The 19,798-nt window shown below is 70.2% G+C and carries 17 protein-coding genes and 2 tRNA genes; 7 read left to right on the top strand and 12 right to left on the bottom strand.

The window, feature by feature from the left end; genetic code table 11:
- The first annotated feature begins 9 nt into the window (after positions 1-9).
- Both AC1VM9_RS08090 and AC1VM9_RS08085 read left to right on the top strand, forming a co-directional pair.
- Positions 10-216, top strand: a complete 207-nt coding sequence (locus tag AC1VM9_RS08090; RefSeq protein ID WP_483122252.1) for a helix-turn-helix domain-containing protein — start codon at positions 10-12, stop codon at positions 214-216.
- Positions 213-1,409, top strand: a complete 1,197-nt coding sequence (locus AC1VM9_RS08085) for a site-specific integrase (RefSeq protein ID WP_483122250.1) — start codon at positions 213-215, stop codon at positions 1,407-1,409. The genes AC1VM9_RS08090 and AC1VM9_RS08085 overlap by 4 nt, the downstream gene beginning before the upstream one ends.
- Positions 1,410-1,486: 77 nt before the next feature.
- Here the strand turns inward: AC1VM9_RS08085 and AC1VM9_RS08080 are convergent.
- The 12 genes from AC1VM9_RS08080 to dnaA form a co-directional block, all read right to left on the bottom strand.
- Positions 1,487-1,562, bottom strand: a tRNA-Ala gene (locus AC1VM9_RS08080).
- Positions 1,563-1,601: 39 nt separating this feature from the next.
- Complete coding sequence (locus AC1VM9_RS08075; protein WP_481343083.1) at positions 1,602-1,793, bottom strand: DLW-39 family protein; 192 nt, start codon at positions 1,791-1,793, stop codon at positions 1,602-1,604.
- A gap of 29 nt (positions 1,794-1,822) precedes the next feature.
- Positions 1,823-1,899 (bottom strand) — tRNA-Ile (locus AC1VM9_RS08070).
- A 190-nt stretch (positions 1,900-2,089) separates the two neighbouring features.
- Positions 2,090-2,749 (bottom strand): DUF3566 domain-containing protein, encoded by a 660-nt coding sequence (locus AC1VM9_RS08065; protein ID WP_483122248.1) that lies wholly within the window; start codon positions 2,747-2,749, stop codon positions 2,090-2,092.
- Positions 2,746-5,502, bottom strand: coding sequence for a DNA gyrase subunit A (gene gyrA / locus AC1VM9_RS08060; RefSeq protein WP_483122246.1), 2,757 nt, complete (start codon positions 5,500-5,502; stop codon positions 2,746-2,748). Before gyrA ends, AC1VM9_RS08065 begins: the two co-directional genes overlap by 4 nt.
- Positions 5,503-5,599: 97 nt before the next feature.
- Positions 5,600-7,765: a DNA topoisomerase (ATP-hydrolyzing) subunit B gene (gyrB, locus tag AC1VM9_RS08055; RefSeq protein ID WP_481343080.1), complete on the bottom strand. Its 2,166-nt coding sequence runs from the start codon at positions 7,763-7,765 to the stop codon at positions 5,600-5,602.
- A 299-nt stretch (positions 7,766-8,064) separates the two neighbouring features.
- Positions 8,065-9,546: a protealysin inhibitor emfourin gene (locus AC1VM9_RS08050; RefSeq protein ID WP_483122243.1), complete on the bottom strand. Its 1,482-nt coding sequence runs from the start codon at positions 9,544-9,546 to the stop codon at positions 8,065-8,067.
- Between the two features lie 52 nt (positions 9,547-9,598).
- Positions 9,599-10,234: a DciA family protein gene (locus AC1VM9_RS08045; RefSeq protein WP_483122241.1), complete on the bottom strand. Its 636-nt coding sequence runs from the start codon at positions 10,232-10,234 to the stop codon at positions 9,599-9,601.
- Entirely contained in the window at positions 10,227-11,462 is a 1,236-nt protein-coding gene (recF, locus tag AC1VM9_RS08040) for a DNA replication/repair protein RecF (protein ID WP_483122239.1), read from the bottom strand. Before recF ends, AC1VM9_RS08045 begins: the two co-directional genes overlap by 8 nt.
- Before the next feature lie 73 nt (positions 11,463-11,535).
- Entirely contained in the window at positions 11,536-12,627 is a 1,092-nt protein-coding gene (gene gnd / locus AC1VM9_RS08035) for a phosphogluconate dehydrogenase (NAD(+)-dependent, decarboxylating) (RefSeq protein WP_481343076.1), read from the bottom strand.
- Between the two features lie 210 nt (positions 12,628-12,837).
- Positions 12,838-13,965, bottom strand: a complete 1,128-nt coding sequence (gene dnaN / locus AC1VM9_RS08030; protein ID WP_483122236.1) for a DNA polymerase III subunit beta — start codon at positions 13,963-13,965, stop codon at positions 12,838-12,840.
- A gap of 786 nt (positions 13,966-14,751) precedes the next feature.
- Complete coding sequence (gene dnaA, locus AC1VM9_RS08025) at positions 14,752-16,494, bottom strand: chromosomal replication initiator protein DnaA (protein WP_483122234.1); 1,743 nt, start codon at positions 16,492-16,494, stop codon at positions 14,752-14,754.
- A 538-nt stretch (positions 16,495-17,032) separates the two neighbouring features.
- Between dnaA and rpmH the strand changes: the two genes are divergently transcribed.
- The 5 genes from rpmH (at position 17,033) to AC1VM9_RS08000 (ending at position 19,770) form a co-directional block, all read left to right on the top strand.
- The gene (gene rpmH, locus AC1VM9_RS08020) at positions 17,033-17,170 is read left to right on the top strand and encodes a 50S ribosomal protein L34 (RefSeq protein ID WP_010849920.1); all 138 of its coding nucleotides are present in this window, start codon (positions 17,033-17,035) and stop codon (positions 17,168-17,170) included.
- Positions 17,171-17,187: 17 nt separating this feature from the next.
- On the top strand, positions 17,188-17,538 hold the full coding sequence (rnpA, locus tag AC1VM9_RS08015; RefSeq protein ID WP_481343883.1) for a ribonuclease P protein component: 351 nt from the start codon (positions 17,188-17,190) through the stop codon (positions 17,536-17,538).
- On the top strand, positions 17,535-17,918 hold the full coding sequence (yidD, locus tag AC1VM9_RS08010; protein ID WP_483122232.1) for a membrane protein insertion efficiency factor YidD: 384 nt from the start codon (positions 17,535-17,537) through the stop codon (positions 17,916-17,918). Before rnpA ends, yidD begins: the two co-directional genes overlap by 4 nt.
- Positions 17,919-17,996: 78 nt before the next feature.
- A complete protein-coding gene (yidC, locus tag AC1VM9_RS08005) occupies positions 17,997-18,965 on the top strand; it encodes a membrane protein insertase YidC (protein ID WP_481346287.1) in 969 nt (322 codons plus the stop codon).
- Between the two features lie 100 nt (positions 18,966-19,065).
- The gene (locus tag AC1VM9_RS08000) at positions 19,066-19,770 is read left to right on the top strand and encodes a Jag family protein (RefSeq protein ID WP_483122230.1); all 705 of its coding nucleotides are present in this window, start codon (positions 19,066-19,068) and stop codon (positions 19,768-19,770) included.
- Positions 19,771-19,798 lie beyond the last annotated feature (28 nt).

Genomic DNA, 19,798 nt, shown 5'->3' with positions numbered 1-19,798 from the left:
GGATTAGTGATGAGGAAGCGAGCGAGTGAGACGGTGGCGATTCCCCCCGTGCTGTACCGGGTGGACGAGGCAGCCGAAGCTTTGCGGATCAGCCGGTCGGTGATCTACGAGTTGATCCGCTCTAGGCAGTTACGCACGGTCAAAGTCGGTCGCCGGCGCCTCGTGCCTGTCCATGCGCTCGACGAGTACGTTGCGTCGCTAGGGGTGGCTGCATGACCACAGGACTGGACAAGGCGCGTCGTTCTCGTGGTGAGGGTGGCCTCCGTTGGGACGCGAAGCGGCAACGGTTCATCGCCGAGAAGACCGTGGGTTACGACGGGCGCGGGCGTCGCATCGTCAAGACCGGCTCGGGGAAGAGTGAGTCGGCGGCGCTGCGGGCTCTCCGTGAGCGAGTACGGGAACACGAGGCGGGTCTGGCGCCTGCGGCTCACCGGGCAACCGTGGCTCAGGCCGTCGAGGACTGGCTCGAGTTTGAGCGTTCTAACGTCGGCGAGAAGACCAAGGAGGGCAACGAGGAGAAGTACCGCCTGCACATCAAGCCGTCCTTGGGCGGTCGGCGCTTGAAGGAGCTGCGTCCGGATGAGGTGGACCGGTGGCTCGCGGCACTCTCTGCCGACCTGTCGACATCCACGCTCAAGCAGGTGCGCTCGGTGCTGAGTCGTTCGGTGAGGCGGGCCATGAAGCGCGGGCTGGTGGAGCGCAACGTCGTCGACCTCTGCCCGGCGCCCAAGGGTCGGCCCGGTCGTCCATCGAAATCGCTCACCTTGCAGCAGGCCTCCGACGTGGTGGACAAGACGCGCCGCCATCACATGCACGCGTACATCGTGGTGTCGCTGCTCGTCGGTCTCCGCCCGGAGGAGGTTCGGGCTCTGCGCTGGTCCCGGGTGCATCTTGCCGAGGACGGCGGGGAGGTCCCACACGTGGAGGTGTGGCGGTCGGTCCGGGTCGGAGGTGACGTGAAAACCCGGAAGTCTCGGAGGACTCTGGCGATCTCTGGCTACGTCGTCGCCGTGCTCAAGGGTCACCGTCAGCACCAGGCGGCGGCGTCAGTGCAGGCCGGCGCGCGCTGGCAGGACCATGACCTCGTCTTCCCCTCGCGGGTCGGGACCGAGCAGGACGCGCACAATGTGCGGCGGATGTTCCGAGACGCCCTGGCGCAGGTGCCGGGGCTTGACCCCAAGCAGTGGACGCCGTACGAGTTGCGGCACTCGTTCGTGTCGATCCTGTCCGAGCGCGGGTTGGCGATCGAGGAGATCTCGCGCCTGATGGGCCACTCGGGAACGGCAGTCACCGAACTGGTCTACCGGCACGAGCTGCGCCCCGTGCTCGAGGCTGGCGCCAGCGTGATGGACACGGTCTTTCCGGCACTGAGCAGCGGGAGCGAAGATGACGATGACGACGCCGCGTAGTCAGGCAGTTTGTCAGGATCGACCCTGGTGTGCCGCGACATCCGGCAACACCTGCGGGCGTTTGCCCAGGTGGAACGTGGTGGAGCCAAGGGGACTCGAACCCCTAACCCCCTGCTTGCAAAGCAGGTGCGCTACCAATTGCGCCATGGCCCCTGGCTGCCGGACGCGTCCGGCGGGTGAAGCAAGGGAGGATCAGGACGACGTGGTGGCCTCGTCGTGCGAGACCGGGGCGTCCGGCGTCGTCACGGGCCCGGCCGAGGGGGCCGAGACGTCGTCGGTGGCCTGCGTCCACAGGTCCTGCTCGGCCTGCTGCTGCTTGGCCTTGCGTCGCAGGAAGACGATGCCGGCGACGGCTCCACCGACGAGGGCGAGACGCTTGAGCATTCGAGGGATCCTCTCCGTGGTGACGGTGATGGTGGGCCTAACAGGACTTGAACCTGTGACCTCTTCCTTATCAGGGAAGCGCTCTAACCGTCTGAGCTATAGGCCCGTCGTCACCTTCGTGCTTCCGGTCGAACCCGTCGGGATCCGACGTCTGGGCTGATGACCGGACGCGAGGGGAAACGTTACCGGATGCCCTGCACTGACTCCAAAACGGCCCCCGCCCGTGGGGGCGGGGGCCCGTCGTCCTGGAGTCAGTGTCGGTCCGCGGGACGCGGAGCACCGGACGGGTGAGTGCGTCAGTCGTCGGTGAGCGTCAGCTGCACGCCGCCGACGAGGGCGGAACAGATGTTGTAGAGGAAGGCCATGACAGTGGCGATGGCCGTCATGAGGATGACGTCGATGACGCCGATGACGATCGAGAGCGACACGACGCGGCCGAAGCCGACGTAGTCCTTGATCGAGAACGGGTCGGACGTGGTCGTCTGCAGCGACTGGAGGACGCCCTCGATGTCGGTGAACACGTTCATCGTCGACAGGATCATCCAGAGCACAGCCGTGAGGACGACGCCCGCGATGCCGAGCGCCACCGAGAGCAGGAAGCTCATCTTCATGACCGACCACGGGTCGACGCGGGCCACCGCCAGGCGGACGCGTCGGGGCCCCTTGGCCTTGCGGCCCGCGCCCGTGGGGCGCACCGCGGCCGTGGCCGCCGTCGCGGGCCCGGCACCGGAGCCGCCGCCGACGCGGGGCTGGGGACCGGTGCGCGTCGTGACGGCGCCGCGGGACAGCGACGTGTCGCCCGGCCGGGCGGAGCGAGCCGCCCCCGACGCGCCGGACGCGCCGGACGCCCCGCTCGAGCCCGAGGAGCCGTAGTAGTCGGCACCCGACGACACCGACGCGTCGCCGGCGCCGTACCCCGTCGCCCCGAGCGGGCCGTCAGAGCTCGTCGCGCTCATGCGTCACCTCCGTTGTCACCATCGGACGAACCACCCTCGTCACCCGAGGTTTCGTCCGACGGTACGCCATCGGGCCCGGGAACCGCAGCGGGCGCACTGGGCGCCGCCGAGACCGACACGCTGCCCGTCCCCGAACCGTCGCCGGTCGTGCCGTCACCCGTCGAGGGCTCGGCGCCCTCGACGACGGCCTGCTCCTCCTTCTCGGGGTTGCGCGCGATGGCGACGACGCGGTCGTTCTTGCCCGGCTTGACGAGAATGACGCCCTGGGTGTTGCGGCCCTTGCGGGCGATACCGGCCGTCGTCGCCCGCACGATGTTGCCGCGCTCGAAGACCACGAGCAGCTCGTCGTCACCCGTCGTCGTGAGAGCGCCGGCGAGGTCGCCGTTGCGGTCGGTGATCTTGGCGACCGCGACGCCGAGCGTGGCCCGGCCCTTGGGGTTCCACTCGGACGCGGCAGTGCGCTTGGCCATGCCGTTCTCGAAGACGACGAAGACGTCGGGCTCGGTGCCGTCCTCTATGACGGCCATCGCGAGCAGCTCGTCACCGCCGCGGAACTTCATGCCCGTGACGCCGGAGGTCGAGCGACCCATCGGACGCAGCTGGTTGTCGGTGGCGTGGAAGCGCACCGACATGCCCTTGCGGGACACGAGGAGCAGGTCGTCCTCCGCGCTGACGAGCGAGGCACCGACGAGCTCGTCGCCGTCGCGCAGGTTGATGGCGATGAGGCCACCCGAGCGCGGGGAGTCGTAGTCGGCCAGGCGGGTCTTCTTGACCAGGCCGGCCTTCGTCGCGAGCACGAGGTAGGGCGCGTCGTCGTACGAGCGCAGCGCCATGACCTGCGCGATCTGCTCACCGGGCTGGAACGCCAGGATGTTCGCGACGTGCTGGCCCTTGCTGTCGCGGCCGCCCTCTGGAAGCTCGTAGGCCTTGGCCCGGTAGACGCGTCCGAGGTTGGTGAAGAAGAGCAGCCAGTGGTGCGACGTGGTCGCGAAGAAGTGCTCGACCATGTCCTCGCCGCGCAGCGACGCGCCCCGGACCCCCTTGCCACCCGGCTTCTGCGCGCGGTACTGGTCCACGCGCGTCCGCTTGGCGTAGCCGCCGCGCGTGATGGTGACGACGACGTCCTCCTCGGGGATGAGGTCCTCCATCGACATGTCCCCATCGAAGGGGATGATCTCGGTGCGTCGCTCGTCGCCGTACTTGTCGACGATCGCCTGCAGCTCCTCCGACACGATCTGGCGCTGACGCTCCGGCGAGGCGAGGATCGCGTTGTACTCGTCGATGAGGGCCTGCAGCTCGTCGTGGTCGGACTGGAGCTTCTCGCGCTCGAGGGCGGCGAGGCGGCGCAGCTGCATGTTGAGGATGGCGTTGGCCTGGTCCTCGTCGATGGCGAGCAGCTCGATGAGGCCCGCGCGCGCGACGTCGACGGTGCGCGACCCGCGGATGAGGGCGATGACCTCGTCGAGCATGTCGAGGGCCTTGAGCAGACCACGCAGGATGTGGATCTCCTGCTCGGCCTTGCGCAGCCGGAACCGCGTGCGCCGGACGATGACCTCGATCTGGTGGTCGACCCAGTGCCGGATGAACCCGTCGAGCGGCAGCGTGCGCGGCACGTCGTCGACGAGGGCCAGCATGTTCGCGCCGAAGGTCGTCTGCAGCTGCGTGTGCTTGTACAGGTTGTTGAGCACGACCTTGGCGACGGCGTCGCGCTTGAGGACGATGACGATGCGCAGGCCGGTGCGGCCCGAGGTCTCGTCACGGATGTCCGAGATGCCGGCGATCTTGCCGTCCTTGACGAGGTCGGCGATCTTCAGCGCGAGCATGTCGGGGTTGACCTGGTACGGCAGCTCGGTGACGACGAGGCACTGGCGGTTCTGGATCTCCTCGACGTTGACGACCGCCCGCATGATGATCGAGCCGCGGCCCGTGCGGTAGGCGTCCTCGATGCCGCGGTGGCCCATGATGAGTGAGCCGGTGGGGAAGTCGGGGCCCTTGATGATGCCGAGGAGGGCCTCGAGCAGCTCCTCCCGCGCGATGTCGGGGTGGTCGAGGTAGTACTGGGCGCCGGCCGCGACCTCGCGCAGGTTGTGCGAGGGGATCTGGGTGGCCATGCCGACGGCGATGCCGGCGGAACCGTTGACGAGCAGGTTGGGGAAGCGGCTCGGCAGGACCGCGGGCTGCATCGTCTTGCCGTCGTAGTTGGGGACGAAGTCGACGGTGTCCTGCTCGATGTCCCGGACCATCTCCATGGCGATCGGGGCCATCCGGCACTCGGTGTACCGCGGGGCGGCCGCGCCGTCGTTGCCGCGCGAGCCGAAGTTGCCCTGGCCCTGCACGAGCGGGTAGCGCAGCGACCAGTCCTGCACGAGGCGGACGAGGGCGTCGTAGATCGCCGAGTCGCCGTGCGGGTGGTAGTGACCCATGACGTCGCCGACGACGCGGGCGCACTTGTTGAACCCCCGGTCGGGCCGGTAGCCGCCGTCGTACATCGCGTAGACGATGCGGCGGTGCACCGGCTTCAGGCCGTCGCGCACGTCCGGCAGCGCGCGGGACACGATGACCGACATCGCGTACTCGATGTAGCTGCGCTGCATCTCGGTGTTGAGGTCGACCGGCTCGACGCGGTCGTGCTGGCCGGGCTCACGCGCGACGACCGCGCGTGCGTCGACGTTCTCCTCCGGGGTCTCGGTGACGTCGTCCCCGTCGGAGTCGGGCCCGATCGGCGGCTCGATGGGAGGCAGGTCGTCGCTCACGTCAGATCCTTTTGTCTGTCAGGCGGATTGGGTGCGTGGGGGAGCCGACGGCAGGACGTTTCACGTGGAACGTCACGGGGCGGCCCCGCGTGGGCGGTCAGATGTCGAGGAACTTCACGTCGTGCGCGTTCTTCTGGATGAACGTGCGACGCGACTCGACGTCCTCGCCCATGAGGACGGCGAAGACCTCGTCGGCCTTGGCGGCGTCGTCGAGGGTGACCTGGAGCAGCGTCCTGGTGTTCTGGTCCATCGTCGTCTCGCCCAGCTCCTGGTAGTTCATCTCGCCGAGACCCTTGTAGCGCTGGATCGGGTTGTCCTTCGGCAGGCGCCAGCCCTTCTCCTCGCCGAGCTTCTTCAGGCCGTCACGCTCCTTGTCGGAGTAGGCGAACTGGTGGTCGGCGTTGCTCCACCGGAGGCGGAACAGCGGCGGCTGCGCGAGGTAGACGTAGCCGGCCTCGATGAGCGGGCGCATGAACCGGAACAGGAGCGTCAGCAGCAGGGTGCGGATGTGCATGCCGTCGACGTCGGCGTCGGCCATGAGGACGATCTTGTGGTAGCGCGCCTTGTCGATGTCGAAGTCCTCGCCGATGCCGGTGCCGAACGCCGAGATGAGCGCCTGCACCTCGTTGTTGGCGAGGATCTTGTCGATCCGGGCCTTCTCAACGTTGAGGATCTTGCCGCGGATCGGCAGGATCGCCTGCGTGTGCGGGTTGCGGGCCTGCGTGGCCGAGCCGCCCGCGCTGTCGCCCTCGACGATGAACACCTCGGAGATGCTCGGGTCCTTGCTCTGGCAGTCCTTCAGCTTACCCGGCAGGCCGCCGGACTCGAGCAGGCCCTTGCGACGCGTCGCCTCACGGGCCTTGCGGGCGGCCATCCGTGCGGCGGCGGCCTGCACCGACTTGCGGACGATGTCCTTGCCCTCGTTGGGGTGCGCCTCGAGCCAGTGGCCGAACTCGTCGGTCATGGCGCGCTGGACGAAGCCCTTGACCTCGGAGTTGCCGAGCTTGGTCTTGGTCTGCCCCTCGAACTGCGGCTCGCCGAGCTTGACCGAGATGACGGCCGTCAGGCCCTCGCGCACGTCGTCGCCGGTGAGGTTCTCGTCCTTGTCCTTGAGGAGGTTCTGCCGGCGCGCGAAGTCGTTGACGAGCTTGGTCAGCGCCGCGCGGAAGCCCTCCTCGTGGGTGCCGCCCTCGTGGGTGTTGATGTTGTTGGCGTAGGTGTGGACCGACTCGGAGTAGGCCGTGGTCCACTGCATCGCCAGCTCGAGCGAGAGCATCCGCTCCTCGTCCTCGACCTCGAGGGAGATGACGTCGGGGTGGACCGGCTCGCTGCGCTTGCTGCTGTTGATGTGGTTGACGTAGTCGACGAGGCCACCGTCGTACCGGTAGGTGACCTTCTTGGCGGTGACGGTCTTCTTCTCGCCGGCGGGGGCCGACGCGTGGGAGCCGTCCTCGCTGTCCGGGTCGGCCTCGACCTCGGTGAGGTCGGACTCGAGCTCGTCGAGGTCGACGTCGTCGTCGGCCGTGGCCTGCACCCGCTCGTCGGTGAGGCTGATCGTCAGGCCCTTGTTGAGGAAGGCCGTCTGCTGGAACCGGGCGCGCAGCGTCTCGAAGTCGTAGTCGACCGACTCGAAGATGTCGGAGTTGGCCCAGAAGGTGATCGTCGTGCCGGTCTCGTCGGTGGCCTCCTCCTGGCGCAGGGGCCCGTCGGGCACGCCCATCGTGAAGCTCATCCGGTGCACGTGGCCCTTCTGGCGGACCGCCGCCTTGAGGGTCTTGGACAGGGCGTTGACGACCGAGGAGCCGACACCGTGCAGGCCACCGGAGACCTTGTAGCCGCCACCGCCGAACTTTCCGCCCGCGTGCAGCTGGGTCAGGACGAGCTCGACGGCGCTGATCTTCTCGACCGGGTGGATGTCGGTGGGGATGCCGCGACCGTCGTCCTTGACCCGCACGCCACCGTCGGCCAGGAGGGTGACGTCGATGGTGGTGGCGTAGCCGGCCAGCGCCTCGTCGACGGAGTTGTCGACGATCTCGTAGACGAGGTGGTGCAGGCCGCGAGGGCCGGTGGAGCCGATGTACATGCCCGGACGCTTGCGGACCGCCTCGAGGCCCTCGAGGACCGTGATCGCGCTCGCGTCGTAGTCGACGCCGTTGGGCCGGAGGTCGGCGGGTGGCTCGGCCGCGGAGGGGGCGGAGGTGGTGCCGACTGTCGATGCCGCGGCGTCGATGGGATTCTGGGGCGTCTGGTCGGCCTCGGACACGTCTCTCCTCTTCGCACGTCGACGCGGACGCCTCGTGAACCTGGGCGACACGCGTCCGCGTCACCGGTCGGTGACATCGGGACGGCTCGCCCCGTGTCAGACGGCACGGTCGAGCCGAGTCCCTTTCATCTTACCGGTCCGCGCGGCACGACCGTGCCCCGCAGACGCCCGGGAGGGCCACTTTCCGGCCCGAACCCCCGTTGATCCGGGGGGAGGATCACGACCCGGCCCCCCAGCGCGCCTCAGGTGCCTTCTCACGACGTGGCGGATCGCGAGGTCGGCGGCCCGGACCGGGCGCCTCAGCCCTCGGAGAGGGTCCGCTCGAAGAGGGAGTGGATGGCCTCGGGCAGGTGCGGCTCGGCCACCGTGACGTTGCAGCCCACCTCGTCGCAGACGACCGAGTAGACGTAGGCGTCGGGGTAGTCGCGCTCGACCGCGGCGGCGATGCGCTGGAGGGTCGGCGCCGCGAGGAGGTGCTGCCAGTCCCGCGCGTCGCGCTCGGGCAGCTCGCCGATCGTCAGCGACCGCTCGCGGACCCGCCCGGCGAAACCTCCGCTGCGCCGGAGCACGAGCGCCGCGTCGGCCCCGGGAGCCTCGCCGTGCCCCGGGTCGCGCGGCGTCGGCCTCTCCTCGCCGGCTCCGCCCGAACCGGTGTCGGCCGACGCGGGTACCCCCTCGGCCGACGCGAGCACGCCGACCTGCTCCCAGGCGTCGCGGACGGCGACGTGCTGGAGCGAGCCGTCGCCGTGCGCGGCCGCCGCCGCGTCGACGGTCAGGGCCGCGAAGGTGGCGAAGTCGCAGTCGGCCTTGATCCCGTCGCCCGTCACGACGGAGTACCAGACGTGACCGGCGTCCTCCCAGGCGTTGCCACCGATGGCGAGCGCCGCGAGGACGAAGGCCCGGTTGGGGATGCCGGAGTTGATGTGGACGCCGCCGTTGTCGTCCTCGGCGTCGACGTAGTGGTCCATGTGGGCGGGCTGGGGGTCCTTGCCGAGTCGCGGGTCGTCGTAGGCGGTGCCGGGGTGGTGCATGTCGCGCAGGGCCCGGCCCTTGACCGAGGGGTTGAGCAGGTCGGCCCCGACGAGCCAGTCGGCCTCCTCGGCCTTCTGCCCGAGCTGGTGCTGCTTGACGAGGACGCCGAAGACGTCCGAGATCGACTCGTTGAGCGCGCCGGACTGCCCCTGGTACAGCAGGCCGGCCGTGTGCTCGGTGACGCCATGGGCCAGCTCGTGGCCGATGACGTCGAGGCTCTTGGTGAACCGCTCGAAGATGACGGCGTCGCCGTCGCCGAACACCATCTGGGTGCCGTCCCAGAAGGCGTTGTCGTAGTTGCGGCCGTAGTGCACCGTCGCGAGCAGCGGCATGCCTTTGCCGTCGAGGGAGTCGCGCTCGTAGGCCTGCCACCACAGCTGCCACGTCGCGCCGAGCCCGTCGTACGCCTCGTTGACGGCGTCGTCGGAGCTCGGCGCCGCGCCCTCACCACGGACCGTCGTGCCCGGCGTGGTCTGGGTGCCCTTCGCGTCGCTGATGGTCCGCTCCGGGCCGGCGGCAGAGGCGTCGGCCGCCTCCGGGCGGCGGCGCGGGGCACGCCGCGTGGTCGCGTGGGCCGTCGGCGTCCGGCGTGCCCGGCGCACCGACTCGTCGTGCACGAGCGCCTCGCGAGCCACCTGCGCCACGGCGGGCTCGGCACTGCGGGCCAGCTCCTCGAGGATGTACGGCGGGATGATGCTGCAGCGCTGGTGCGTCGGGTGCGTCGCGTGCTCCTGGTGCGTCGGGCTCATGGGGCCAGTCTGCGCCGCGTCACCGACAGCCGCCCGCCGAGCGCCACCCACCTCAGCCGTAGGTGTCACGGGGACCGCGGGAGTCGGGGGAGCGGCGCGACCCCCGGCTCCACGACGGCGCGCTCGGACCGACGACGCGCAGCTGGCTGACCGCCCCGACACCGACCTCCTCCTCGATCCTCGCGAGCAGGGAGGAGGCCAGCAGCCGCATCTGCGTCGCCCAGGCCGTCGAGTCGGCCCGGACCGTGAGGACGCCGTCGACGAAGGTCGCCGGTTCGACGTGGGAGGCGATGTCCGGTCCGACGATCTGCGCCCACCGACCCATGACCGACCCCACGGCGACGTCGACCCGCCAGCCGCGGTCGAGCAGGAGCCGGTCCAGCTGGTCGCCGAGCAGCGTCGGGTCGCGGCCGTCGCGGTCCGAGCCGGACAGGGTCGGTTCGCCGACCGGGCGTCGCCGCTTGCGCGGCTTCATCCCCGGGCGCAGACCCTTGTCCGCCGCAGCGGCGCGCGCCCGGGCGAGAGCGGACGCGGCGGCGTCGGCGATCCGCGTGTCGGTGTCCGTGCGGCCGGGTCCGGCGCCCTCGACCTCCTCGGAGAGGTCGTCGCGTACGGGCTCGTCACCGCCGGGTCCGTCCGGCCGGACGGCGTCGGCGCCGGCATCTCCCATGCCGCCCGCGTCACTCACCGGCCGGCTCCCTCTCGTCCTGCGTGACCGCGGTGCACGCCGCCACTGCACCGAGCTCGACGGCGAACGTGGCGCCGCGCTCGCGCAGCCGGTCCGGCACGTCCGCCCCGACCGCCGCGGTGATGAGGACCTGCTCGCAGTCGTCGACGAGGGCGGCCAGCCGCTCGCGCCGACCCGAGTCGAGCTCGGCGAAGACGTCGTCGAGCACGAGGACCGGGTCGTCACCGAGGTCGCGGCGCAGCAGGTGGTAGGCCGCGAGCCGCAGCCCCAGGGCGAACGACCACGACTCGCCGTGGCTCGCGTATCCCTTCGCCGGCAGCTCGCCGAGGGACAGGACGAGGTCGTCGCGGTGCGGCCCCACGAGCGTGACACCGCGCTCGACCTCGCTGCCCCGCAGCTGGGCCAGGGTGTCGAGCATCCCGCTGCGCAGCTCCTCCGCCTCGGGCACCTCGCCGGCCGCGATCCGCGCGCCGAGGTCCTGGTGCAGGGAGCTGCGGTAGGTGGCCCGGGCGTTCGAGGCGGCCGCGCTCACGGCGTCGTAGCACTCGGCGAGGTCGGGCACGAGGTCGCGCAGCAGCCGCAGCCGTGCGTAGACCAGCTGCGAGCCGACGGTCGCGAGGTGCTCGTCCCACACCCCGAGCGTGTGCAGCGCCGACTCGCGCGCCTCGTCGCTGCCGGGGTCACCGGGGCGCGGCCGGTACCGGCCGCCCTTGCGCAGCACCGGAGCCGCCGACTTCAGCAGCGCGTTGCGCTGGCGCAGGATCTTGTCGTAGTCCGAGCGGACGCCCTGCCACCGAGGCTGACGCTGGACGAGGAGCTCGTCGAGGAAGCGACGCCGCTCCGAGGGGTCACCCTTGACCAGGGCGAGGTCCTCCGGCGCGAAGAGCACCGTGCGCACCGTGCCCAGGACGTCCCTCGGGCGCACGGGCGACCGACCGAGTCGCGCCCGGTTGGCCCGGCCGGGAGTGATCTCCAGCTCGACGAGGGTCTCCCGGTCCTCGCGCACGACCGCGCCGCGGATCACCGCCTGCGAGGCCCCGAACCGCACGAGCGGCTGGTCGGTCGCGACGCGGTGCGAGCCCAGCGTCGCGAGGTAGCCGATCGCCTCGACGAGGTTGGTCTTGCCCTGTCCGTTGAGCCCGACCAGCGTCGTGACCCCGGGCGTCAGCGCGAGCTCGGCGCTCGGGTAGCTGCGGAAGTCCTTGAGGGTCAGGTGGCGGACGTGCACGTCAGGATGGCCGGCTCTCGGGTGCGGGGACCGTCCCCGCCCGGCAGGATCCTGCCGGCCGGGGCGCGGTGCCTCAGGCCGAGGTGTCCTCGGTGCCGGAGGTGGGGCCGCCGCCGGGCTGGCCACCACCGGTCGATCCGGTTCCCGAGGACGGACCGGCCGTCGCGGCGTCGGTGTCGGCGGCGCTCGGGTGTGCCGGGGCGCTCTCCTTCTCCTGGGCGGCCGCGGGGGCCGGCACGGTCGAACCCTCGGCGCCGGTGCGGCGACGCAGCTCCTCGCCCTCGGCGATGGTCATCACCTGGTGTCCGCCGAACTGGCCGCGCAGGGCGGCGACCGCCTGCATCGTCGGGGAGCTCTGCTGGCGCGAGGCGAACCGGGCGAACAGCGAGCTGGAGATGACCGGCATCGGCACGCCCAGCGCGATGGCCTCCTCGACGGTCCACCGGCCCTCGCCGGAGTCGTTGGTGTAGTCGGAGACGTCGTCGAGGTGCGGGTTCTCCTCGAGCGCCTTGACCATGAGGTCGAGCAGCCACGAACGCACGACGGTGCCGCGGCTCCAGGCCTTGAAGGCGCCGGGGACGTCCTTGACGATGTCCTTCTTCTCGAGCAGCTCGTAGCCCTCGGCGTAGGCGGCCATGAGGCCGTACTCGATGCCGTTGTGGACCATCTTCGTGTAGTGGCCGGCACCGACCTCACCGGCGTGGACGAACCCCTCCTCGCGCGGGCCCTCCGGGCGCAGGGCGTCGAAGATCGGCATGGCCCGCTCGACCCACTTCTCCTCACCGCCGCACATGAGGCCGTAGCCGTTCTCCAGGCCCCAGATGCCGCCGCTGACACCGCAGTCGACGTAGCCGATGTTCTTCTCGCCGAGCAGGTCCGCGTTCTCGAAGTCGTCGGTGAAGCGGGAGTTGCCCCCGTCGATGACGAGGTCGCCGGCGTCGAGGAGCTCACCGAGCTCGGCGACGGTCTTCCGCGTGGGGTCGCCCGACGGGACCATGACCCACACGACGCGCGGGGCCTCGAGGGACTCGACGAGGTCGGGCAGCGAGTCGACGTCGCGCACGTCGGGGTTGAAGTCGAAGCCGATGACCTCGTGACCCGCGCGGCGCAACCGCTCCCGCATGTTGCCGCCCATCTTGCCGAGACCGATCAGACCGAGCTGCATGTCGGGAGCCTTTCTGCACAGGGTGGGGAGAGTCACAAGCGGTTCGAGGCTACGCCTGCCGAGCGAGCCGACGCACCGGCGGTCCGCGCCGGTGCGAACGACGTACCCGACGACGTCCGGGACGGACGCTCACCGTCCGGCGCGGGCCCGGTCCGGCGGATCGGTCGGACCCGTCTGTTCCGTCGGACGCCTCGCGCCGGGCCGAGCCGGTCAGCTGGCGAAGCGGACCGGCATGAGGACGTAGCGGTAGGAGGCGTCGGGCTCGCCGTCGACCTCCTGCTGGCCGGAGAGCACCGCGGGGCGGCTCGGCTGCGTGAACGACAGCCGGCTGAACGCGGTACCGACGGCGTGCAGGCCGTCGAGGAGGAACTGCGGGTTGAACGCGATCTGGATCTCGGGCCCGGTGAGCGTCGCCTCCACGGCCTCGGACGCCTGCGCGTCGTCCCCGGTGCCGGCCTCGATGGCCACCTGGCCGTCGGTGAACTTGAGCAGGACCGGGGTGTTGCGCTCGGCGACGAGGGCGACGCGCTTGACGGCCTCCTCGATGGCGGCGGTCTCGACGACGGCCTCGGTGTCGACGCTCGTCGGGAAGATCGAGGTGACCTTGGGGTACTCGCCGTCGAGCAGGCGCGTCGTGGTCCGACGCTGGCCCGCCTCGAAGCCGATGAGCCCGTCACCGCCGGCGCCGAAGGCGAGGGACACCGAGCCGGACGCGCCCAGGGCCTTGGCCGTGTCGGACAGCTGTCGGGCCGGGACCAGGGCGACGTGGCTGGCGTCGGACTCGCTCGGTGTCCACGTCAGCTCACGCATCGCGAGGCGGTAGCGGTCGGTGGCGAGCAGCGTCACCTTGTCCCCCTCGATCTCCATGCGGACGCCGGTGAGGATGGGCAGCGTGTCGCCGCGGTCGGCGGCGATGGACACCTGGGCGACGGCCTGGGTGAAGGTGTCGCCGGCGATGGTGCCGCTCGCCTCGGGAGCCGCGGGCAGCGTCGGGTAGTCGGCGGCGGGCATCTCGCGGAGGCTGAAGCGCGAGGAGCCGCACGCGACGTTGACCTTGGTCCCGTCCGTGCTGACGTCGATGGGCTTGTTCGGCAGGTTGCGGGAGATGTCCGCGAGGAGCCGGCCGAGCACGAGGACCTGACCTTCCTCGGCGACGTCGGCCGGGACGGTGATCTTGGCGGACACCTCGTAGTCGAACGCCGAGAGCGTCAGCGAGCCCTCCTCGCTGGCGTCGATGAGCACACCGGCGAGAACCGGCACGGGCGGGCGTGCGGGCAGACCACGCGCCACCCAGGTCACGGCCTCGGCCAGGACGTCTCGCTCAACCCGAAACTTCACGGTGCTCTCACTTCGACAGGTCGGACATGGGGGCTCAGACACTAGTCCCTGTGCCGAGGCGGCACCACAAACACGCCACAAACGGTCGGCGGCCGCGGGCGGGCTGCAGCTGGAGTGTCGGAGGAGAGCTGTTCCGTTCCGCACCTGCCGGCTGTCGGAGCGCTCGGGACCCTCGTTGTCGGGGCATCTCTCGTCATCTGGGTTCTCGTCATCGTCATAGGTGCTGTGGATCTTGTGGACAAGGCGCGTCCCGGCTGGTCAGGGCCCGGATGGCGGTGTGCAGAGGATGTGGGCGGGCTGCCCCGTCGATTCGCTGCGGGTGTGGACGGCCGGTCGCCGTTCACACCGGGCTCACAAGGAGGGTGCAGTTTTTCCGCAAGATTTCCGACCTCGTCCACACCTGTCCACAGTGTCACTGTGGAAACAAGTGGAGCGGATGTCCGTTTTGGCCGGATTGATGACTAGTCACCTGTGGACAGACGTGGCGATCGGTTCCACAGAGTTGTCCACAACGGTGGACAACCACAGCTGTGGATCAGCCTGTGGGTTCCCGGCCCAGGGTCCACGGGCCGGTCGCGTTGTGCACACAGCTGTGGACAGAGGTGTGGATGGCTGTGGAGGCCGGCGATCGGCGATGGGTGTCCGTCGTGTGGCGACTAGTCACCTCTGCGCGCTACGTCCCATTGATCCCGACTCGGTGGGCATTCACGCCGCCTCGGGACCGAGGGCCCGAGGGACACGAACGCGCCGGCGCAGCCCGCGGCTGTCCGTCGCGCGAGGGGTCCGTCAGTGGGACTGCTGCCGGATGCGGTTGGTCAGCTCGGTGACCTGGTTGTAGATGGCGCGGCGTTCACCCATGAGCTCGCGGATCTTGCGGTCGGCGTGCATGACCGTGGTGTGGTCGCGGCCGCCGAAGTGCTGGCCGATCTTCGGCAGTGACAGGTCGGTCATCTCGCGGCAGAGGTACATCGCGATCTGCCGCGCGGTGACGAGCTGGCGGGAGCGCGACGAGCCGCAGAGGTCCTCGAGCGTCACCGCGTAGTACGCCGCCGTCACCGCCATGATCGTCGCGGCGGTCACCTGGTTCGGCGTCTCGTTCGGCAGCACGTCCTTGAGGACGATCTCGGCGAGCGGGAGGTCGACCGGCTGGCGGTTGAGGTTGCTGAAGGCCGTGACGCGGATCAGGGCACCCTCGAGCTCGCGGATGTTCGTGCTGAAGTTCGTCGCGATGTACTCGAGGACGTCGTCCGGCACCTTCATCCGGTCCTGGATCGCCTTCTTGCGCAGGATGGCGATCCGGGTCTCGAGGTCGGGCGGCTGGACGTCGGTGAGCAGGCCCGACTCGAACCGGGTGCGCATCCGGTCCTCGAAGCCGGACAGCTCGCGCGGCGGCAGGTCGCTCGTGATGACGATCTGCTTGTTCGCGTTGTGCAGCGTGTTGAAGGTGTGGAAGAACTCCTCCTGGGTCTGCAGCTTGCCCTGGAGGAACTGGATGTCGTCGATGAGCAGCACGTCGACGCTGCGGTACCGGGCCTGGAAGGCGCTGGCCTTGTCGTCGCGGATGCTGTTGATGAAGTCGTTGGTGAACTCCTCGGAGTTCACGTACCGCACCCGGACGCCGGGGAACATCGTGCGCGCGTAGTGCCCGATGGCGTGGAGCAGGTGGGTCTTGCCCAGCCCGGACTCGCCGTAGACGAAGAGCGGGTTGTACGCCTTGGCGGGCGCCTCGGCGACGGCGACGGCCGCCGCGTGGGCGAACCGGTTGCTCGCGCCGATGACGAAGGTGTCGAAGGTGTACTTGGGGTTCAGCCGCGTGTCGCCGACGACGGGGGGCTCCGGGCGCTGCTGGCGCAGCGGCCCGCTCTCGCCCCCGGCGCGCAGCGCGTCGGCCGGGTGGTCGGACCCCCCGTAGGCCTGCAGCCGCGGCTCGTCGAGGTCGGCGCCGTCGAGGGCCGGAGCGCTCTCGGCGAGGTCGCGCAGGGGGTTGGGGTTGGCGGCCGCCGGGTGCACCTGCGAGTAGGGGCTGCCGTGCGGGGGCTGCACCGAGGCACCGTGCCCGTTGGACCCCGTGGGCCCGCCCGGCACGGTCTGGCCGTGGTTGACGCCGTGGTTGACGCCGTGGTCGGGCAGCTGGCCCATCTGGTCGAACTGGCCCTGGTGGCCCTGGTGTCCGGGCGTGGCCGAGAACGGGTTCGACGGACGGGCGCCCTCCGAGAGCGCGGGCTGCCCGGTCGGCTCGTCGCTGATCAGACCCAGGTCGGTCTCGAGGGTCTCGTCGACCGACACCGCGAGCTGTACCGGGTGGCCGAGCTGCTCACCGAGAGCGGCGTGCACCTGCTCGCGCATCCGCGTCTCGAGGAAGTCCTTGGTGAAGTTGTTGGGCACCCGAACGAGGGCCGTCTGGTCCAGGACGCCGATGAGCCGGCAGAGCCGCACGAACGCGCGCTCGCGGTTGGACAGGCCCACCGAGTCGAGGGTGCGAAGCGTCTCCTGCCAGATCCGTGCGTAGTCGACGCCTGCATCGGCCACCTCGTCCCACCTACCCCTGAGTCGTTCCTCGTGCACCGGTCTCGCGGGCACCTGCGCGGATCTCACCCGAGTCGGCGCTCGGGTCGGACGGCTCGAGGGCCGTCCGCTGTCCGGCTGAACGATGCCCTGTTGTCCACACCTTTGTCCACAGCCTGTGCATGGGTGGGCGACGATGGTGAAGGTCGAAACGTACCTCGCGCGGTCGCCTCTGACAATCGCGCCGTCCACAGATTCGGTCAACTCACGGCGTGTCGCCTTGAACACGGTGCGGCAGGCCCCAGTATCGGTGGGTTCGGCAGCCCTCAGGCCCCGACCCGCGTCGGTTTGACCCTTCTTCCGGCGCTCCCGTATCGTTGACCGAGCGTGTCTGCGACCTCTTTCGCATGCCCATGGCGCCTCGTGGCCCACCCGGTCGTTCGGGTGGCGCCGAAGCACCACGGGCTTGCCGATTGCGGTCGCCGAGACCACGCCCAGTCCCACCCCCACGGGAGCACGGGTCGACGCTGTCGCCCGTTCCCCGCGACCAACGGAGAACCTCGTGAGCAAGCGCACCTTCCAGCCGAACAACCGTCGCCGCGCCAAGACGCACGGCTTCCGTCTGCGCATGCGCACCCGCGCTGGTCGCGCCATCCTCGCCGCACGTCGTCGCAAGGGCCGCGCCGAGCTCTCGGCCTGACCGCCCGGGGCCTCGGCGTGCTGCCGGCACGTCACCGTCTGCGCGAGAGCGCGGACTTCGCGTCGGCAGTCCGGGGGCCGGGCGCCAGCAGAGCGGGCGGGCGACTCCTCGTCGTGCATGCCAACCGGACCGATGCGCGTGCGGACCTTCCGCCGCGCGTCGGTTTTGTTGTGTCCAAGGCCGTCGGGAACGCCGTCGTCCGCAACCGGACCAAGCGCCGGCTGCGAGCCAGCGTGGCGGGGCACCTCGACGGCGTCGCGACCGGGTGGGATCTCGTCGTCCGGGCGAACCCGGCTGCGGCACAGGCGAGCTGGGAAGAGCTGGACGCGGCGCTCGGACGTCAGCTCGAGAAGGTGACCAGGCCGTGACCCTCAGCGTCAGCTCGGTGCTCGCGGCCCCGCTCGTGCTCGCGGTCCGCCTCTACCAGCGGTTCGTCTCCCCGCTCAGGCCCCCCACCTGCCGGTTCTACCCGAGCTGCTCGGCGTACGCGGTCACCGCGCTGACGCGCTTCGGCCCGATCCGGGGTAGCTGGCTCACGGTGCGGCGGCTCGGCCGGTGCCACCCGTGGAACCCGGGTGGCGTCGACGACGTTCCGCTCACGTGGGAGAGCCGCAACGCGGTCCGACCGGAGGACTTCCGGCCGACGGAGGCCGATGAATCGGCCCGGGTGGGAGCGGCGGTGCCCTCCGAGCCGGGCCACGGACCGCCGACACCGCACCGGCACCACCACGGAGAACCCACCACCTGACCACGCGGCACCACGGTGCCGACCAGTGGTGACCGGCCCGAAGGCTCGGCCGGCTCACCGGATGACAGAGGACACACGTTGAGCGAGTTCTTCAACACCCTGCTCTACCCGATCAAGCTGGGTGAGGCCTGGGTCATGTACGCCTGGCACTGGCTGTTCGATGCCGTCGGGCTGCCCACCGGCTGGGCCTGGGCCTTCTCGATCGTCGGCCTCACCGTCGTCGTCCGGCTCCTGCTCATCCCCCTCTTCGTACGGCAGATCCACTCCTCGCGCCGGATGCAGCTCATCCAGCCGGAGATGCAGAAGATCCAGAAGAAGTACAAGGGCAAGCGCGACCCGGAGAGCCAGAAGGCGCAGCAGCAGGAGATCATGGATCTCTACCGCCGCACGGGCACCAACCCGTTCAGCAGCTGCCTGCCGATCCTCATCCAGAGCCCGTTCTTCTTCGCGCTCTTCCAGCTGCTCAACAACCTGCGCGCCCAGGCCGAGGGCAAGCAGCCCGGCATCGGCCCGATCACCAACGAGGTCGCCCGCGCCATCGAGGGCTCGACGATCTTCGGCGCCAAGCTGTCCGACGCCTTCATGACCAGCGGTGAGACGAGCGTCAAGATCCTCACCGCAGTGCTCATCGTGCTCATGTCCGCGACGACGTTCACGACGCAATACCAGCTGATGCGCAAGAACATGCCGGCCGCCGCGCTCGACAACCCCTTCGCGAAGCAGCAGAAGGTCCTGCTGTACCTCATGCCGATCTTCTTCGCGATCTCCGGCATCAACTTCCCGATCGGTGTCCTGCTCTACTGGTTGACGACGAACCTCTGGACCATGGGTCAGCAGTTCTACGTCATCCGCAACATGCCCGCGCCCGGGTCCGAGGCCGAGGCCCGGCGGCGCGAGCGCCTCAAGCGCAAGGGTCGCGACATGGAGGAGCTCACCGTGCCGGGTCTCGATGGCGACGCCGTCGAGGAGGCCCCCAAGGCGGGCCAGCGACAGCAGCCCAAGAGCAAGAAGCGCGCGAAGGCCGCCCCGCCGAAGAACCGCCGCTGAGGCGTTCATCCACAGTCTTGTCCATAGCTTCCGGCCCGCTGACCTGCGACGACATGAGTCGTCCACAGATTCCGGCTCCGGTGAACGAAGGAGTTACCCCATGAGCGACACCCAGGCGACCGGCGACGTGGCACTCGACACGACCACCGACACGACCACCGACACGACGCCCGACACGACCACCGACACCACGAGCGGGGCGACGGACCCGACCGCTGACTCGACCACCGACCCGACCGACACGGGGATCGAGGCGGCGGACGAGGGGGCGACCGACGACGGTGACGCCGCCCCCGCTGCGGCGGACGAGACGGGCAAGCCAGACAGGTCCTCGCGGGTGCGTCAGCTCGAGCGCGAGGGTGAGGTTGCCGCCGACTTCCTCGAGACCCTCCTCGACATCGCCGACCTCGACGGGGACCTCGACGTCGACGTCGACGGTGACCGTGCCGCGGTGGCCATCGTCGACTCCGAGGACGGGCGCGTCCCGCGCCGCCTCGTCGGCCCGAACGGGAAGGTGCTCGAGGCCCTCCAGGAGCTGACCCGTCTGGCGGTCCAGGCCGAGACCGGCGAGCGCAGCCGCCTCATGCTGGACATCGCCGGGCACCGAGCCGAGCGACGCTCGACCCTCGTCGACCTCGCGAAGACCGCCATCGAGCAGGTCAAGGCGACAGGGGAGAAGTCTTCCCTCGAGCCGATGTCGGCCTTCGAGCGCAAGGTCGTCCACGACGAGGTCGCGGCCGCGGGGCTCGTCTCGGAGTCCGAGGGCACGGAGCCGCACCGTCACGTCGTCATCCTCCCGGCGTGAACGCGGCCCGTTTCACGTGAAACGCGGC

The sequence above is a fragment of the Monashia sp. HAY1-11D genome, from assembly GCF_056868035.1.
This window is presented reverse-complemented; position numbering and strand designations above follow the sequence as displayed.

What these genes read in the sequence shown, in the direction of transcription:
- AC1VM9_RS08075 (WP_481343083.1), bottom strand. Translation starts at nt 1,793, where the DNA reads ATGCTCAAGCGTCTCGCCCTCGTCGGTGGAGCCGTCGCCGGCATCGTC.
- AC1VM9_RS08065 (WP_483122248.1), bottom strand. Translation starts at nt 2,749, where the DNA reads ATGAGCGCGACGAGCTCTGACGGCCCGCTCGGGGCGACGGGGTACGGC.
- AC1VM9_RS08090 (WP_483122252.1), top strand. Translation starts at nt 10, where the DNA reads ATGAGGAAGCGAGCGAGTGAGACGGTGGCGATTCCCCCCGTGCTGTAC.
- AC1VM9_RS08000 (WP_483122230.1), top strand. Translation starts at nt 19,066, where the DNA reads ATGAGCGACACCCAGGCGACCGGCGACGTGGCACTCGACACGACCACC.
- gnd (WP_481343076.1), bottom strand. Translation starts at nt 12,627, where the DNA reads ATGCAGCTCGGTCTGATCGGTCTCGGCAAGATGGGCGGCAACATGCGG.
- AC1VM9_RS08050 (WP_483122243.1), bottom strand. Translation starts at nt 9,546, where the DNA reads ATGAGCCCGACGCACCAGGAGCACGCGACGCACCCGACGCACCAGCGC.
- AC1VM9_RS08085 (WP_483122250.1), top strand. Translation starts at nt 213, where the DNA reads ATGACCACAGGACTGGACAAGGCGCGTCGTTCTCGTGGTGAGGGTGGC.